This window comes from Pantoea rwandensis, assembly GCF_002095475.1.
GTDB lineage: Bacteria > Pseudomonadota > Gammaproteobacteria > Enterobacterales > Enterobacteriaceae > Pantoea > Pantoea rwandensis.
The window spans coordinates 74935-90729 of the sequence record NZ_MLFR01000020.1 but is presented as its reverse complement, the minus strand read 5'-3'; the positions used below and the strand labels follow the sequence as shown (position 1 = coordinate 90729).

Sequence of the window (15795 nt, the reverse complement as noted above, 5' to 3'; positions counted from 1 at the left end):
GTTATTTCGCTAAGGGCGCAACAAAGCGCGTAGTGACAAAGCTGCTGTAATCGTTAGCCGCATCCGGCACTTTGCCCTGCTCTTTCAGGAAGTGTGCGGTATCAACAATCGCTTTGTTGACCGGTTTACCCAGCTGTTCCACCTGTTGCTGTGCGGTCAGGTAGGTATTGCCTTTGACCAGCACCGGCACATCGCTTTCCGGTACGCCACTCAGTCGCGCCAGTTTGCTAAGATTGTCGGGCTGCTTCAGCCACTGTTCTGGATTAGCAATGTAGGCTTGCTGCGCCTCAATCGCACTGCGCGCAAAGGCAGTGACGATTTCAGGATGCTGCTGGGCGAAATCTTTACGCACTACCCACACATCTAGCGTCGGTGAACCCCATTTGCCTACCTGTGAGGAGTCGGTCAGCACCGTGCCGTCTTTTTCCAGCTCGTTAACTGCTGGCGACCAGACGTAGGCGCCGTCGATATCACCGCGTTTCCACGCCGCAATAATGGCTGGCGGTTGCAGATTCACTAACTGCACCTGTGACGGCTTAATGCCCCAATGTTTAAGTGCAGATAACAGGCTGTAATGGGTGGTGGAGATGAATGGCACGGCGATGCGTTTGCCAATCAAATCCTTGGGACTGGTGATGGATTTTTTGACCACCAGCGCTTCGGAATTGCCAAGCTGTGATGCCAGTAAGAAGGCTTCGATGGGCAGTTGCTGTGTTGCCGCCACTGCTAACGGGCTGGACCCGATATTACCGATTTGCACATCACCTGAAGCCAGTGCTCGCAGCACGCTGGCACCACTATCAAACTTGCGCCAGTCCACCGTCGCGCCGCTCTCTTTGGCAAAGGTGTTGTCAGCCTGCGCCACTTTGGCCGGTTCCGCTGAGGTTTGATACGCCACAGTGACGTTGACCGCCTGTGCCTGAAAAGCCATCAGGGCCAATGCTGCCGCCACTGCCGTTATTGTTTTTTTTACTGCCATCATCATTCACCCCAATGTTATGTCGTGACGGCAGTTTCTCCAGCGGCTGTAATTTCATAAAGGAATTAAAAATTATCCCTAATGAAAATCTGTTCTTAGATCATCATCGGGCAAAGGTATGCGAAATGCGCAAATGCAAAGAAGGTGTAAAGACAGAAATATGTCACGCGCTCACATCCTGGCTGTGCTATTGATAGATTCTCTGTTTTTCACTCTGTTTGCGGTACTGAAATCCATGTCGATTGAGGAAGTTGCACGTCTGGCTGGCGTATCTAAAGCCACGGTATCGCGGGTGTTGAATCAACATCCGGGCGTGCGGCCAGACACGCGAGGAAAGGTATTGGCAGCCATCGAGCACTGCGACTATCAGCCCAATTTGCTGGCTCGTCAGCTGCGCACATCGCAGAGTCATATGTTACTGGTGTTAATTTCAGACATCACTAATCCCTTCTGCTCACGTGTGGTGCAAGGCATTGAAGCTGAAGCCGAAGCGCAGGGTTATCACATCCTGTTATGCAATTCAGCTTCACAGCTGCCACGAGAAGCCGCCTATCTGGCGCTGCTGAGCGGCAAAGTGGTGGATGGCGTCATCACCATGGATGCGGCCGCCTGTTTGCAAGAGCTGAAAGGCTTGATTGGCAATGCCCCTTGGGTACAGTGCGCGGAATACGACCCGTCGATTCCCGCTTCCAGCGTCACGATTGATAATAAAGAAGCCGCATTTGAGACTGTGCGTTATTTGGCGGGCAAAGGCCGGCGCCGTATTGCACTGGTAAACTGTGATATGCGCTATCTCTACTCTCATCAACGCGAGCGTGGCTATCGTGAAGCGTTGGAACAGCTTGAACTCAACTGGGGAGCGGTGGCTTACGCGGAGAATATTTCGTGTGAGGCGGGAAGTGCTGCGCTGCGTGAATTGCTGGCACAGCCGGAGCGGCCAGATGCGGTGTTTGCAGTATCGGATGTGTTGGCGGTCGGTGTGATCCACGCGGCGTTGGATGCCGGACTGCGCGTGCCGGAAGATCTGGCGGTGGTGGGATTCGATGGCATCCCGTTTACCAGCAGCCTCAATCCGCCGCTAACAACCATCGAGCAGCCGATGAACCGGCTGGGCGCACGCAGCGTTCAGCTATTACTGAACCGCATTCGCCAGCCGCACAGTGAAGTGGTACGCGAGGTGCTGCCGTGGAAGCGCGTCGAACGCGCTTCCAGTTAGGTCCCATCTGATGCATAGAGGCCTTTAATACTGTATTGACCCATTGCCTTGATAAAGTGTTTCACCGCTCTAACGTTCATTTATTACGTTAGAGTCAGTGACCTTCCTTTACAAGCTAAGGGATAATGATTATCTGTGAGGAGTCAAACAATCTGTAGCTGATGGAACAACACTTTACAGATATTAATTGAGGTCATTCTATTTAAGGCGAAAATTTCCTACAACGTGTTTTTAACAATCTTTAATTAAAAGTCCGCCATACATCCATGTGATTATTAATCTAAAAAAATAGATTATTTATCAACTCACATATGATCCGTAAGCAAAATGACTTTCAGTACTCAAGGCTTTGCTGAATCAATGTTTTCAGTACATCCCTACGTTCTGCCTGGCAACTGTATATTTAGAGGACAGATAATCACTGGAAGAAAATGTATATCAGGCAGCGTGACTGCCTGATTGCATCAATCATGGACTCTGGTCGTCAAGAGTGCAGCTTCAATCATCGGGAAGACTTGATTAATTGGACTTTTCCCAATGTAAGCACCTTCGACAATGACTTGTTTGCCCAGTGGATAGTTAGGAGCCCAGATTTTATAACCTGGTAAGCCGGTATCTTTCAGTTTACGCTTATTATAAATAGAGATAAGTGGGCGGTTGAGTGCATTAGCAATGTGGACAATCGAGGTATCAGTGCTGACGACTAAGCTTGATAACCTGACGATTTCGATAGCAGTATTTATCGTACTTTCAGGAACAATAACCGCGCCAAACTTATTGTATTTCCGCACTTTATTCTCCTGCCCAACAATGACAACTTTTATAGCAGGGTTGACTGATTGAATAAAATGGATGAGTGAAACCACTTGTTCTTCTGAAAAATCCTTGTCTTGCGCGCCGGAATAAGGATTCACAGATACGATGACATCCTCTGGAGTAAAATTCAGCGCACCTTTAACTCTATCTTGCTCATGAAGGCATTTCCCAAGTTGATACTGAAATTCATTCTTATAGATGTTAAATAATTCCAGCACCCGTTTATGGCGCTCAATGATATGCTTTTCGGCGTCAAGATAACTAATACACAAGTTATAAATACCCGGAAGGTTTTTGTTAAACCCAACATGATGGCTACGTCTCATCCGCCATGCCAGTTTTAAGCGTTCATAATCTTGAACATCATCAAAATCGACGATTACATCAAAGTTCTGAGCAGAAAGATCATCCAGAGACATTCGATTTTTGTAAAGGATGACCTGATCCAGATAGTCACATTTTTTTAGCATCTGAGCACAGACAGGCCCAGTTAGCACAGATACCCGGTAACCTTGCTCAGTCAGTAAAAAAGCGGTTCCGGTGGTGACGACCATGTCCCCGATTTTGTCATCAAGACGTAGCAGCAATATATGACGAACATTTTCAGGATCGAAATGACGCTGCCTACGTTGAGTTTTGAGAAAAGAATGCAGCATAACTTTTTTAATTTTTCTGAGTAAAACATTTTTATTTCTGTTGATGGCTTTCAGAAACTGCATGGATCTTTCCATATAAAGAGATCAGGCGGTTATCGTTTTCATAAGAAAACAACGGTGCCGAAACGACTGGCTTAGTGTTTCTATGCTAACGCTTTTCATGGAGTAAAAAAATCTTTATGACTTATCCGGGCTTTATGCGGAAAGCAAGGGTTAGCCACAGCGACCTCTAAAAGCCAGCTTCAACCTCAACCAGAACACTGACGCCCGGCTGGACATAAAAATTATGCTGGACTTGTGCCAACAGCATGTATAAAACGCCCGCATGACTTATCAGCAGGCGGAATCTAATACGTGAATCAAAATAGTGATTTCTCAACGCGGGCAACGTTCCGCAGGCTTATCCCCTATATATCCCCCCATAAAAAGGGATTGTTTGCCGCGAGTTTTGCGCTGGTCATCAACGCCGCGACCGATGCTGGTCTACTTTCACTGCTCAAGCCTCTAATGAATGGTGTTGGCTTTGGAAGTGTTACACCTGAATCGTTGCGCTGGCTACCGCTTGCTGTGATTGGACTGGTTATAATCCGTGGAGTATCTGGCTATGTATCAGATTACTGTATGGCATGGGTATCAGGTCGCGTTGTGATGTCCATGCGCCGTCAGATCTTTAGTCATCTGATGGGGATGCCTGTCAGCTTCCATAATCGCAATTCGTCAGGAAGTCTTTTGACCAAGATTACCTATGACTCTGAACGCGTTGCGTCTGCTTCCTCTGATACGCTCATCTCTCTGGTCCGTAACACTGCTTCAATCATCAGCCTGATGGTACTTATGATCTGGAACAGCTGGCAGCTGTCCTTAGTGCTTCTGATCGCTGCTCCAGTCATTGCACTGAGCGTCAGCGCCGTGTCTGGTAGATTCCGTCGTATCAGTCGGGATCTGCAGAACACCATGGGCAGCGTTGCCGTCAGCTCAGAACAGATGCTGAGAAATCACCGAGAGGTGCGCATGTTTGGCGGCCAATCTGTTGAACGGGAAAACTTTGCTAACACCAGCGATGCGATGCGTAAGCACGGCCTAAGAATGGTTTCTGTTGCCGCACTTTCCGAGCCCTTCATACAGGTCATAGCCTCATTAGCTCTGGCTGCGATTCTTTATGCAGCGAGCTTCCCCTCAGTGCTGGAAACACTTTCTGCAGGGTCGGTAACCGTGGTTTTCTCCGCCATGTTTATGATAATGCGCCCGCTTAAATCGCTAACAAGTCTTAACGCCGGTTTTCAACAGGGAATGACGGCATGCCACTCACTTTTTAACCTTCTTGATATGCCAAAGGAACGTGACGAAGGCACACTTTCTGCGGAGGGTGCGAAGGGAGAGCTTGAATTTCGCAACGTTAGCTTTCGTTACGAAAACTCAGAGGACTATGCGCTACGTAACGTGAGCTTCAAAGTGTCAGCGGGTAAAACAGTGGCTCTTGTTGGGCGGTCGGGTTCAGGGAAGTCTACTTTAGTCAGTCTTATTCCGCGGTTTTATGATGATTACGAAGGAGAAATTCTGCTCGATGGGCAGGAGCTTCGAAGCTACCAGCTGAAATCGTTGCGGGAAAAAATATCCCTTGTATCCCAGCATGTTCACCTTTTTGATGCCAGCCTTGCGGAAAACATCGCCTATGCCTGTCCGGACTCTGTCACACGTGAGGACATCAGTGAGGCGGCGTCTCGTGCCTATGCAGATGTGTTCATTAACAGGTTGCCTGAAGGGCTAGATACGCTGGCAGGTGAAAATGGCGTACAGCTTTCAGGCGGTCAGCGTCAGAGAATAGCCATCGCGCGGGCTCTGTTGAAGAAAACGCCATTACTCATACTGGATGAAGCCACCTCTGCGTTGGACAATGAATCTGAGCACGCAATCAAGATGTCACTGGATAATATCAGGCATGAATGCACGCTGTTGATTATTGCTCACAGGCTGTCAACGATTGAGGCCTGTGATGAAATCATTGTTATGGATAATGGCAGAATGAGTGAACGAGGAAATCACAAAGAGCTTTTGCAACAAACGGGTCTGTACAGCAAGCTGCATGAAATGCAGTTCTCAACTCAGCAATAGCATAGTTTCGTAAATACCTCATTGGTTCATCCCCAGGCCATCATCCATCTTGTCCTGGGGGTCAAGACCAGCCGTTATAACGTCGCCATACTTTCAGGTATGCGACGACAACACCACCTTTGCAAGAAGAGTGTGGGCATGGTGAACTCCCAGTTCCCCATGCCCACACTGATTTCTTACAAAAAGGTTACTACCCTATGCGCTCAACAACTCAGCTAACTCAACGCCAAATCAGCAGCACACAGGCGGCCGTGAGCGCACCCATCGCCAGGTTGAAGATTTTCCATGCGCGCGGGCTGCGTAGCAGGCGGCCAATCAACGAACCAAAGCCCATCCAAATCACCCCGGAGACCACGTTAACCAGCGCCATGCCCATGCTGATAGCAACCACCGAATGCAGGTAAGCATCGCCTGCGAGGCTAAAGCTGGCCACCGCACCCAGCGCCATCAACCAAGCCTTCGGGTTGATCAGTTGCAGCAATCCCCCTTGCCAGAAGGGCATCTGCTTCACGGTTTCATCTTCCGTTTCCAATTTCTCGTATGCGGCAGTCGCAATCTTCCACGCCAGCCATAACAAGTAGAGGCTACCGGCAATTTTTAATACCAGATGCAGTGAGGGATAAAGCAAGATGAGGCCACCGATGCCAAATGCCACCATCAGCAACATGACTTGCATGCCAATCATGATACCAATGAGCAAAGGTATGGTGCGCAGGAAGCCAAAATTAGCACCTGAGGCGGTAAGTAACATATTATTGGGGCCTGGCGTGATGGCAGCGACCCAAAGAAAACCCAACATTGATAAAAAAAGACTCAGTTCCATGTATATTCGGGTGCTCCTCACCCAGTAAAGCGGACAACCCATCGAAGCTATCAGCGACTTATGCATCAGACAAGCCTTTACCCAAGCTATTTTGATCGCCTGAACGGCGAGCGCTTTAAACCGCTGCGCGGATTCAGTAACGCGCATCTGCAAACATTGCTGCCGCGCATATTGCGACGGCGCGTAACCTTACGTCCGCACTGGCAGCGACTTGACCTGCCTGACGGCGATTTTGTCGATCTCGCATGGAGCGAAGATCCGGCACAAGCACGTCACAAGCCGCGTATGGTGATGTTCCACGGACTGGAAGGCAGCTTCCGCAGCCCTTATGCACACGGCCTTATGCAAGCGTGTCAGGCGCGTGGCTGGTTAGCGGTGGTGATGCACTTCCGTGGCTGCAGTGGCGAACCCAATCGCCTGGAGCGCATCTATCATTCCGGTGAAACCGAAGACGCGACCTTTTTCCTGCACTGGCTGCAACGCGAATGGGGCACTGTGCCTACTGCAGCAGTGGGCGTTTCACTCGGTGGCAACATGCTGGCCTACTTATTGGGCATGCAGGGGAATGATGTGCCTGTGGATGCAGCCGTCGCGATTTCGGCTCCCTTTGCGCTCGAACCCTGTAGCGAAAAGTTGGATGCCGGCTTCTCTCGTTTCTATCAGCACTATTTGCTGACCAAGCTGAAGCAGAATGCCACGCGCAAACTGCTGGCCTGGCCCGGCACGTTGCCAGTGGAACTGAGCCAACTGCGGGCATTCCGCCGTATCCGTGAGTTCGATGATGCGATTACCGCGCGGGCGCACGGTTTTCTGGATGCCAACGACTATTATCAACGTGCCAGCGCCATGCCGCTGCTCACCGGCGTGCGCAAGCCGTTGCTGATTATCCATGCCAAAGACGATCCGTTTATGACCGATGCGGTCATTCCGCAGCCGGAGCAGCTCTCGCCTTCGATTGAATATCAGCTGACGCAACAAGGTGGTCACGTTGGATTTGTCGGTGGCACTTTATTGAAGCCGAAAATGTGGCTGGAACAACGTGTGCCTGACTGGCTCTCAACCTATCTGGATGTGTGATAGTGATTATTCCCTGGCAAGAACTTGAGGTCGCAACGCTGGAAAACTTGATTGAAAGTTTTGTACTGCGAGAAGGCACCGACTATGGCGAACAAGAGCGCAGCCTGGCGCAGAAAGTGGCTGACGTGCGTCGCCAGCTGGAGCGCGGTGAGGTGGTATTAGTGTGGTCAGAACTGCATGAATCAGTGAATATCATGCCAAAAGGTGAGTTTCGCGGTTAATGCACCGCGCGGCAATTCGTGCTAACAATGCTCATCGCCGGACTTCACAGGGAGCGCTGTTATGTCAGCCAGGCATCCAATTATTGCCGTCACCGGTTCCAGCGGTGCCGGAACCACTACCACCAGCCTCGCCTTCCGTAAAATATTTCAGCAGCTGGATTTGCATGCTGCGGAACTTGAAGGCGACAGCTTCCATCGCTATACCCGTCCTGAAATGGACATGGCGATCCGTAAAGCGCGCGATTTGGGTCGCCATATCAGCTACTTCGGCCCAGAAGCCAATGACTTCGGTCTGTTAGAGCACACCTTTAAGCACTACGGACAAACCGGGTTGGGTGAATCACGCAAATATCTGCACACCTACGATGAAGCCGTACCCTGGAATCAGGTACCCGGCACCTTTACGCCCTGGCAGCCACTGCCGGAGAACACCGATGTGCTGTTCTATGAAGGATTGCATGGCGGTGTGGTGACACAGCAGCAAAACGTCGCCGAGCATGTCGATCTGCTGGTCGGCGTGGTACCGATCGTCAATCTGGAGTGGATTCAAAAGCTGGTGCGCGACACCGGCGAGCGTGGCCATTCTCGTGAAGCGGTAATGGATTCGGTGGTGCGTTCAATGGAGGATTACATCAACTTCATTACGCCGCAATTCTCACGGACCCACATCAACTTCCAGCGCGTACCGACAGTCGATACCTCCAACCCGTTTGCCGCACGTGAAATTCCCTCGCTCGATGAAAGTTTTGTGGTCATTCATTTTCGTGGGCTGGAGGGCATTGCCTACCCTTATCTGCTGGCGATGATTCAGGGCTCGTTTATTTCACACATGAATACGCTGGTGGTACCGGGCGGTAAAATGGGACTGGCAATGGAGTTGATCATGACGCCGCTGGTGCAGCGTCTGATAGAAGGTAAACGGATTGAATAATCCAGATTTTCTTCAGCAGCGGCCATAGGGCCGCTGCGCTGTTTCACAGCTCAATCACCTCATAGCTGTGCGTCATTTCCACTCCTTTGCCCAGCATAATTGCCACTGAGCAGTACTTCTCGGCGGACAGATCAACGGCACGAGCCACCGCTTTATCACTCAGCTCTTTGCCGGTGACAATAAAATGTAGATTGATATGGGTAAAAATACGTGGCGCTTCTTCACGGCGTTCAGAGGTGAGTTTTACCTCGCAATCCGCCACGTCGTTACGTCCTTTTTGCAAGATGGTTACCACGTCAATCGCACTGCAGCCGCCCGCCGCCATCAGCACCATCTCCATGGGGCTCGGCGCTTTGTCACCGGAATTTCCGTCCATTAATACCTGATGACCGGATGAGGATTCTCCGAGAAAGGTCAGCCCTTCCACCCATTTCACTCGTGCTTGCATTATTCTTTCTCCAGAAGCGGCTATTTTGCCGCCAGAGTACGCTTTCAGTTGATAAACAGCAATCCAGACTCATCCGCCCTTTGCTGAAGCGAGACAACAGAAGACAGCTCGCAAAAGCTGTGCTACAAACAGTGCTGAAAATATTTTCGTCGTAACAGACGAAGGCGGGAAGAATCAAAAGCGTAGCTTAAGAATCACCCGGAAATAATTTTCCTTAACAGGAAACGCTCGACGATTACACCGCCTGACAGGGAAAACTGCCCCCTGTATTTTGGGCACGATTACAATAGAGGATAATAGCGAATGGTTCTCGGCAAACCGCAAACAGACCCTACACTCGAATGGTTCCTGTCCCATTGCCATATTCACAAATATCCGTCCAAAAGCACGCTCATCCATCAGGGTGAGAAAGCGGAAACGCTGTACTACATCGTGAAAGGTTCCGTTGCGGTTCTGATCAAAGATGAAGAAGGCAAAGAGATGATCCTCTCCTACCTCAATCAGGGAGATTTCATCGGCGAACTCGGCCTGTTTGAAGAAGGTCAGGAACGTAGTGCCTGGGTACGTGCGAAAAGTGCCTGCGAAGTGGCTGAAATTTCCTACAAAAAATTCCGTCAGCTGATTCAGGTAAACCCGGATATTTTAATGCGACTCTCGTCGCAAATGGCGCGACGTCTGCAAGTCACCTCCGAGAAAGTAGGCAACCTTGCCTTCCTCGATGTGACAGGCCGCATTGCGCAAACACTGCTTAATCTGGCCAAACAGCCAGATGCGATGACTCACCCAGACGGGATGCAGATTAAAATCACCCGTCAGGAGATTGGTCAGATCGTGGGTTGCTCACGCGAAACCGTGGGACGCATCCTGAAAATGCTGGAAGATCAGAATCTGATCTCCGCACACGGTAAAACCATCGTCGTCTACGGCACCCGCTAATTTCTTATCACCCACGGCGTGATGGCAACATTGCGCCGTTTTTATTTGCGGTGAGCTGATGTGGCGCCGAATCATCTATCATCCTGAGGTCAATTACGCGCTGCGGCAAACGCTGGTGCTGTGCCTGCCTGTGGCTCTTGGCTGGCTGTTTGGCGATCTGCAAAAAGGCCTGTTGTTCTCCTTAGTGCCTGCATGCTGCAACATGGCGGGACTCGACACGCCGCATAAACGCTTCTTCAAACGTCTGATTGTGGGTGGTTCACTGTTTGCCACCGGCAGTTTTCTTATCCAAATCCTCACCGACTACCAAATACCGCTACCGCTGATTCTGTTCGTGTTACCGTTACTGGTTGGCGTCACGGGTGAAATCAGTCCGCTGCATGGTCGCTTGCTGCCAGCAACCTTAATCGCTGCAATTTTCAGCCTGAGCCTGATCGGACGTATGCCGGTGTGGGTACCGCCGCTGCTGTATATCGGCGGCACGCTATGGTACGGCTTGTTCAACTGGTTCTGGTTTTGGCTGTGGAAAGAGCAGCCGATGCGCGAAACCCTCAGCCTGCTTTACCGCGAGCTGGCGGATTACTGCGATGCCAAGTACACGCTGCTCACACAGCTTACCGATCCCGAAAAGGCCTTGCCGCCGCTGCTGGCACGTCAGCAAAAAGCCGTCGATCTGATCACCACCTGTTATCAGCAAATGCATATGCTTTCTGCCAGCCGTGATAACAGTCACAAGCGACTGACGCGCGCCTTTCAAGTCGCGCTTGATTTACAGGAACACATCTCCGTGAGCTTGCACCAGCCGGAAGAAGTGCAAAAATTGGTCGAGCAAAGTCACGCTGAAGCGGTTATCCGCTGGAACGCCAAAACTATCTCCGCGCGCCTGCGCCTGTTGGCCGATGCCATTCTCTATCATCAATTACCAGACCGTTTTCACATGGAGAAGCCACTCGGGGCGCTAGAAAAGATTGCACGCCAGCATCCAAATAACCCAGTCGGAAACTTCTGTTACTATCATTTCAGCCGTATTGCGCGCGTGCTGCGTACCCAGAAGCCGCTTTACACCCGTGACCTGATGGCTGACCGCCAGCGCCGTCTGCCCCTGTTCCCCGCGCTGCGAAGCTACCTGTCCCTGAAGTCCGCCGCATTACGTACCGCCGCCCGTATTTCCGTAATGCTGATGTTCGGCAGCGCGCTGGCGCTGTTCTTCAATATCCCCAAGCCCTATTGGATTCTGATGACCATCATGTTTGTCAGCCAAAATGGCTATAGCGCGACACGTGTTCGCATTCAACACCGTGCGCTGGGTACCTTTGCTGGATTGCTGATTGCTGCCGCCTCGCTGCGGCTGGCGGTGCCCGAATCGGCCACCCTGCTGTTTATGCTGGTCATCACGCTCGCCAGCTATCTGGTGACACGTAAATATTATGGCTGGTCGATGATCGGTTTCACCGTTACCGCCGTCTATTCCCTGCAACTGCTGTCTTTGAACGGCGCCCAATTCTTGCTGCCCCGCATGATGGACACGCTGATGGGCTGCCTGATCGCCTTTGCGGGAATGATTTGGCTATGGCCACAGTGGCAGAGTGGATTGCTGCGCAGCAACGCGCACGATGCGTTGGAAGCGTATCAGGAAGCATTGAGGATGCTGTTGGGGCCGGAGCAATCGCCTGAAAAGCTGGCATACCAGCGTATTAAGGTGAACCAGGCGCATAACGCGCTGTTCAACTCACTCAATCAGGCCTCTAGTGAACCGGGGTTTGATGCGCAATACCTGAAAGACATGCGCATGTGGGTCACACACAGCCAGTTTATTGTGGAACATCTCAATGCGATGACCATTCTGGCGCGTGAACACACCATGCTGACGCCTAAGCTGGCGGAGCGTTATCTGCAATCCTGTGAAATTGCGCTGCAGCGCTGTCAGCAGCGACTGGCGTACGATGGGCCAGGGAATGACAGCAACATTTTGGAAGCGCCGGAGAATCTTAATGAGGGGCCGGTAACGATTGTTGAGCAGCATGTGAAGCGTATCTTGCAGCACCTGAACGTGATGCACACCATCTCTTCACTGGCCTGGAGCCAGCGCCCCCATCATGGTCGCTGGCTCCAGGCATTACGTCAGAAGGCTAATTACGCCGCCAGAACCTTCTGGATAGCGGTAGCGAAACGCGCCATGCCTTCTTCGATGTCGGTGGGTTCAATCACCAGTGACGGCACAAAGCGAATCACATCGGTGCCCGCGGTCAGGATCATCAATCCCTCTGCCGCCGAGGCGTTGAGAATATCGCGCGCCTTGCTGGCGTGCTGTGGCTTCAGCGCCGCGCCAATCAGCAAGCCTTTACCGCGAATCTCACTGAAGAGATCGAATTTGCTGTTGATCGCCTGCAACGCCTCAACGAACTGCTGACGACGGGCATCCACGCCACCCAGCACTTCTGGGGTATTGATAATATCCAACGCCGTTTCGGCAATCGCACAGGCCAACGGGTTACCGCCGTAAGTGGTGCCGTGCACGCCGGGTGCCATCACAGAAGCGATCTCATTGGTCGTCAGCATGGCACTTACTGGGAAACCGCCGCCCAGCGCTTTCGCGGTGGTGATGATGTCTGGCTTGATGCCGTAATGCTCGTAGCTGAACAGCTTGCCGCTACGTCCCATACCGCTCTGCACTTCATCCAGCACCAGTAACGCTTTATGCTCGTCACACAGCGCACGCAGACCCTGCATGAATTCCTGAGTCGCCGCCACCACGCCGCCTTCGCCCTGAATCGGCTCAACGACAATGGCGCAGGTATGGTCATCAATCACCGCTTTCACTGCATCCAGATCGTTAAACGGCACATGCACGATGTCGGCAGGCTTAGGACCGAAGCCGTCGGAATATTTCGGCTGACCGCCTACGGAGACGGTGAACAAAGTACGACCGTGGAACGCATTGTGGAAAGCGATGATTTTGCTTTTGAATGGGCTGTGTTTTTTACACGCGTAATAACGTGCCAGCTTGAAAGCCGCTTCGTTAGCTTCCGCGCCGGAGTTACCAAAGAACACGCGATCGGCAAAGGTTGCAGCAATCAGCTTGCTGGCCAGACGCAGCGCCGGTTCATTGGTGAACACGTTACTGGTGTGCCATAGGGTTTCACCCTGACTTTTCAACGTTTCCACTAACGCAGGATGACAATGGCCCAGTGCAGTCACCGCGATGCCGCCGGAAAAGTCGATATACTCTTTGCCCTGCTGATCCCAGACTCGGCTGCCTTTACCTTTTACCGGCACAAACTGCGCAGGTGCATAAACAGGCAAAATCACGTTATCGAACGTTTCCCGGGTTACCGCTAGTTTTTCCGCTGCCATTGCCGACCTCATTGGGTTGTTTATTAATCTGAAGTGAAATTATAATCACAAAATATGCATAAAAAATCATACGAAGGCAAACATAAGTTACGTATTCAGGAAATTCGCCAGCAGCTGATGCCCCTGCTCGCTCAGAATGCTCTCCGGATGGAACTGTACCCCTTCTAAGGGCAGCGTACGGTGGCGGAAACCCATGATCTCATCCGGTTCGCCATGACGTAGGCTCCATGCGGTGACTTCAAATTCAGCAGGCAGCGTATCGTGAGCCACAATCAATGAATGGTAGCGCGTTACGGTGAGAGGATTATTAAGGTCACGGAACACACCTTGACTCGTGTGCTGAATAAGCGAGGTTTTACCGTGCATCACTTGGCGCGCGCGCACCACTTTTGCGCCATAAGCTTGAGCAATCGCCTGATGACCCAGGCAAACGCCGAGGATCGGCAATCGTCCGGCAAAATGGCGGATGGCATCCAGTGAAATACCGGATTGATCCGGCGTGCAAGGTCCCGGCGAGATTACCAGATGCGTCAGCGGTAATGCCTCCATCTCCGCAAGGGTGATGGCATCGTTGCGCGCCACGCGCACATCCGCGCCCAGCTCACAGAAGTACTGGTAGAGATTCCAGGTGAAGGAGTCGTAGTTATCAATTAGCAGCAGCATAATGCCCTCAGGCCAGTAAAACCGCCGCTATTCTACGCATTTTACCGCGCAGGGCTCACCACTTTTGCAAACTGCGCCGTTAGCGGTGCCAAATCCCCCGCCACACCGGCAAACAGCGCGATACGCCACGTCTCTTGCTCCAGCTTGTCCCACGTCAGCAGGTAACCGGCATGTAGCGCCAGCTGCTCGAAGAAAATGCGCTGCGTGCGGCCGTTACCCGCGCGGAACGGATGCAATACGAAGATTTCACAGTAATAATGCGCAAGACGCGCGACAAACTCATCCTGGGGCAAGTTTGTCAGCTGCTGTTCATCTTCCAGCGCGCTCATCAGCGCGTTGCCCTCTTTCTCAATATATTCGCAATGGCAATAGGGCGTCTCATCTCGCCAGATATCGATGCTACGTAATTCCCCCGCCCAACTGTAGATATCCTGAAACAGCGTACGATGAATGTGGCAGAGCCACGGCATGCCGGTGCTGCGCGGACCCAGTTCCAGCGTGGCCAGCCGTGCGGCACTGAAGGCCAGCTCGGCTTTTCGCAACTGCGCTTCATCATGAATATCAAGGCGGTTTTTCAGCACCGTATCATTGTGCCAGACGTAAGGGTCGCGCATGGCCAGACTGTTATCCGCCATATTGCCTCCTCAGCGACTCAAGTCGCTCTTCATGTTGTTCAGCTGTGATATCGCTGAGTACGTAACCGGCAAGACGGCAACTGGCCTGAAAACTGGCCATGCGGCGCTGTTGCCACAGGGTGGCTTTCTGTTTTTCGGTGAGTTGGCTGGTCATCGCGCCTCCGACAAGCAATTTGCCCTAAGTATAAGAGCAAATTTTAGCTTTGCCGGAGAGCAGCAGAACGCGCCAGCAAGCAGCGGCGCGTTAAATCATTAAGGCAGGACTTTTGCAGAAAGGATAACAATCGGTTTTGACGGCACATTTTGGTACGGACCGACATCTTTGGTTGGCACCTGAGCAATCTTATCGATGACATCCTGGCCTTTCACAACTTTACCAAATACCGCATAGCCGAAGTCACGTTGGCCGTGATCGAGGAAGGCGTTATCCGCAACGTTAAGGAAGAACTGACTAGTCGCGCTATCTTTATCAGCGGTGCGCGCCATCGAGATGGTGCCACGCAGGTTACGCAAACCGTTATCGGCTTCGTTTTTGATTGGCGCGACAGTCTGCTTCTGCTGCATATCTGTTGTAAAGCCGCCGCCCTGGATCATAAAGCCAGGAATCACGCGGTGGAAAATGGTGTTGTTGTAGAAACCGTTGTTGACGTAATCAACAAAGTTTTTCACCGAGACGGGGGCTTTCTGATTATTCAGTTCGAGTTCGATATTGCCCGCAGAGGTGGTGAGCAGCACATGGGGATCCCCTTTGGCTGCCAGAGCCGTAGCGGATACCGAAGAGAGCGCTAACAGGGCGACTGCCGCTGTCAAAGTACGTTTAAACATGAAAGATTCCTTACCATGGAGTGCAAGCTCAAAACGAGATTGATTGTAAAGAGCAAGCCAAACAAGAGCCAGCGTTTTACCGATATTTACGCTGATGTTGCGA

At 51.6% G+C, this 15795-nt stretch carries 15 protein-coding genes and 1 pseudogene; 7 read left to right on the top strand and 9 right to left on the bottom strand.

Annotated features, from left to right (window positions below):
- Position 1 precedes the first annotated feature (1 nt).
- On the bottom strand, positions 2 to 982 hold the full coding sequence (gene tauA / locus HA51_RS17915) for a taurine ABC transporter substrate-binding protein (protein ID WP_084935970.1): 981 nt from the start codon (positions 980 to 982) through the stop codon (positions 2 to 4).
- A 232-nt stretch (positions 983 to 1214) separates the two neighbouring features.
- On the opposite strand from tauA, the gene HA51_RS17910 reads away from it, so the two are divergent.
- Complete coding sequence (locus tag HA51_RS17910; RefSeq protein WP_084935969.1) at positions 1215 to 2195, top strand: LacI family DNA-binding transcriptional regulator; 981 nt, start codon at positions 1215 to 1217, stop codon at positions 2193 to 2195.
- Positions 2196 to 2659: 464 nt separating this feature from the next.
- Here HA51_RS17910 and HA51_RS17905 read toward each other — a convergent pair whose 3' ends face one another.
- Positions 2660 to 3730: a glycosyltransferase family 9 protein gene (locus HA51_RS17905; protein ID WP_158087379.1), complete on the bottom strand. Its 1071-nt coding sequence runs from the start codon at positions 3728 to 3730 to the stop codon at positions 2660 to 2662.
- A 291-nt stretch (positions 3731 to 4021) separates the two neighbouring features.
- Between HA51_RS17905 and msbA the strand changes: the two genes are divergently transcribed.
- Positions 4022 to 5779: a lipid A ABC transporter ATP-binding protein/permease MsbA gene (gene msbA, locus HA51_RS17900; protein ID WP_084935950.1), complete on the top strand. Its 1758-nt coding sequence runs from the start codon at positions 4022 to 4024 to the stop codon at positions 5777 to 5779.
- A 220-nt stretch (positions 5780 to 5999) separates the two neighbouring features.
- Here the strand turns inward: msbA and HA51_RS17895 are convergent, their stop codons facing one another.
- On the bottom strand, positions 6000 to 6602 hold the full coding sequence (locus HA51_RS17895; protein WP_084935949.1) for a LysE family translocator: 603 nt from the start codon (positions 6600 to 6602) through the stop codon (positions 6000 to 6002).
- Positions 6603 to 6662: 60 nt separating this feature from the next.
- On the opposite strand from HA51_RS17895, the gene HA51_RS17890 reads away from it, so the two are divergent.
- The 3 genes from HA51_RS17890 to HA51_RS17880 all read left to right on the top strand — a co-directional run bounded on the left by HA51_RS17890 (position 6663) and on the right by HA51_RS17880 (position 8831).
- A complete protein-coding gene (locus tag HA51_RS17890) occupies positions 6663 to 7679 on the top strand; it encodes a hydrolase (protein ID WP_084935948.1) in 1017 nt (338 codons plus the stop codon).
- 2 nt (positions 7680 to 7681) lie between these two features.
- The gene (locus tag HA51_RS17885) at positions 7682 to 7900 is read left to right on the top strand and encodes a YheU family protein (protein ID WP_084935947.1); all 219 of its coding nucleotides are present in this window, start codon (positions 7682 to 7684) and stop codon (positions 7898 to 7900) included.
- Positions 7901 to 7961: 61 nt separating this feature from the next.
- Positions 7962 to 8831, top strand: coding sequence for a phosphoribulokinase (locus tag HA51_RS17880; protein ID WP_084935946.1), 870 nt, complete (start codon positions 7962 to 7964; stop codon positions 8829 to 8831).
- 43 nt (positions 8832 to 8874) lie between these two features.
- On the opposite strand, the gene HA51_RS17875 is transcribed toward HA51_RS17880, so the two are convergent.
- Entirely contained in the window at positions 8875 to 9279 is a 405-nt protein-coding gene (locus HA51_RS17875; RefSeq protein WP_084935945.1) for an OsmC family protein, read from the bottom strand.
- Positions 9280 to 9582: 303 nt separating this feature from the next.
- On the opposite strand from HA51_RS17875, the gene crp reads away from it, so the two are divergent.
- The gene (crp, locus tag HA51_RS17870; RefSeq protein ID WP_003852956.1) at positions 9583 to 10215 is read left to right on the top strand and encodes a cAMP-activated global transcriptional regulator CRP; all 633 of its coding nucleotides are present in this window, start codon (positions 9583 to 9585) and stop codon (positions 10213 to 10215) included.
- Between the two features lie 58 nt (positions 10216 to 10273).
- Positions 10274 to 12343: pseudogene (locus HA51_RS17865) on the top strand (YccS/YhfK family putative transporter); the annotation flags it as partial.
- A 5-nt stretch (positions 12344 to 12348) separates the two neighbouring features.
- On the opposite strand, the gene argD reads toward HA51_RS17865, so the two are convergent.
- From argD to ppiA, 5 genes are all read right to left on the bottom strand, one after another.
- Positions 12349 to 13569: a bifunctional acetylornithine/succinyldiaminopimelate transaminase gene (argD, locus tag HA51_RS17860; RefSeq protein WP_084935944.1), complete on the bottom strand. Its 1221-nt coding sequence runs from the start codon at positions 13567 to 13569 to the stop codon at positions 12349 to 12351.
- Positions 13570 to 13656: 87 nt separating this feature from the next.
- Positions 13657 to 14232 (bottom strand): aminodeoxychorismate synthase component II, encoded by a 576-nt coding sequence (locus HA51_RS17855; protein WP_084935943.1) that lies wholly within the window; start codon positions 14230 to 14232, stop codon positions 13657 to 13659.
- Positions 14233 to 14273: 41 nt separating this feature from the next.
- On the bottom strand, positions 14274 to 14867 hold the full coding sequence (locus tag HA51_RS17850) for a putative adenosine monophosphate-protein transferase Fic (protein WP_084935942.1): 594 nt from the start codon (positions 14865 to 14867) through the stop codon (positions 14274 to 14276).
- Positions 14857 to 15021 carry a YhfG family protein gene (locus HA51_RS17845; RefSeq protein ID WP_084935941.1) on the bottom strand — a complete coding sequence of 55 codons (165 nt, stop codon included), beginning with the start codon at positions 15019 to 15021 and terminating at the stop codon, positions 14857 to 14859. Before HA51_RS17845 ends, HA51_RS17850 begins: the two co-directional genes overlap by 11 nt.
- Before the next feature lie 98 nt (positions 15022 to 15119).
- Positions 15120 to 15692, bottom strand: coding sequence for a peptidylprolyl isomerase A (gene ppiA, locus HA51_RS17840; RefSeq protein ID WP_084935940.1), 573 nt, complete (start codon positions 15690 to 15692; stop codon positions 15120 to 15122).
- Positions 15693 to 15795: the final 103 nt, after the last annotated feature.

Excerpts from the sequence above, each read along its gene's own strand:
- tauA (WP_084935970.1), bottom strand. The coding sequence starts at position 982 with ATGATGGCAGTAAAAAAAACAATAACGGCAGTGGCGGCAGCATTGGCC.
- HA51_RS17845 (WP_084935941.1), bottom strand. The coding sequence starts at position 15,021 with ATGACCAGCCAACTCACCGAAAAACAGAAAGCCACCCTGTGGCAACAG.
- HA51_RS17875 (WP_084935945.1), bottom strand. The coding sequence starts at position 9,279 with ATGCAAGCACGAGTGAAATGGGTGGAAGGGCTGACCTTTCTCGGAGAA.
- HA51_RS17895 (WP_084935949.1), bottom strand. The coding sequence starts at position 6,602 with ATGGAACTGAGTCTTTTTTTATCAATGTTGGGTTTTCTTTGGGTCGCT.
- HA51_RS17850 (WP_084935942.1), bottom strand. The coding sequence starts at position 14,867 with ATGGCGGATAACAGTCTGGCCATGCGCGACCCTTACGTCTGGCACAAT.
- crp (WP_003852956.1), top strand. The coding sequence starts at position 9,583 with ATGGTTCTCGGCAAACCGCAAACAGACCCTACACTCGAATGGTTCCTG.
- ppiA (WP_084935940.1), bottom strand. The coding sequence starts at position 15,692 with ATGTTTAAACGTACTTTGACAGCGGCAGTCGCCCTGTTAGCGCTCTCT.
- HA51_RS17880 (WP_084935946.1), top strand. The coding sequence starts at position 7,962 with ATGTCAGCCAGGCATCCAATTATTGCCGTCACCGGTTCCAGCGGTGCC.
- HA51_RS17890 (WP_084935948.1), top strand. The coding sequence starts at position 6,663 with ATGCATCAGACAAGCCTTTACCCAAGCTATTTTGATCGCCTGAACGGC.
- HA51_RS17855 (WP_084935943.1), bottom strand. The coding sequence starts at position 14,232 with ATGCTGCTGCTAATTGATAACTACGACTCCTTCACCTGGAATCTCTAC.
- HA51_RS17905 (WP_158087379.1), bottom strand. The coding sequence starts at position 3,730 with ATGCAGTTTCTGAAAGCCATCAACAGAAATAAAAATGTTTTACTCAGA.
- argD (WP_084935944.1), bottom strand. The coding sequence starts at position 13,569 with ATGGCAGCGGAAAAACTAGCGGTAACCCGGGAAACGTTCGATAACGTG.
- HA51_RS17910 (WP_084935969.1), top strand. The coding sequence starts at position 1,215 with ATGTCGATTGAGGAAGTTGCACGTCTGGCTGGCGTATCTAAAGCCACG.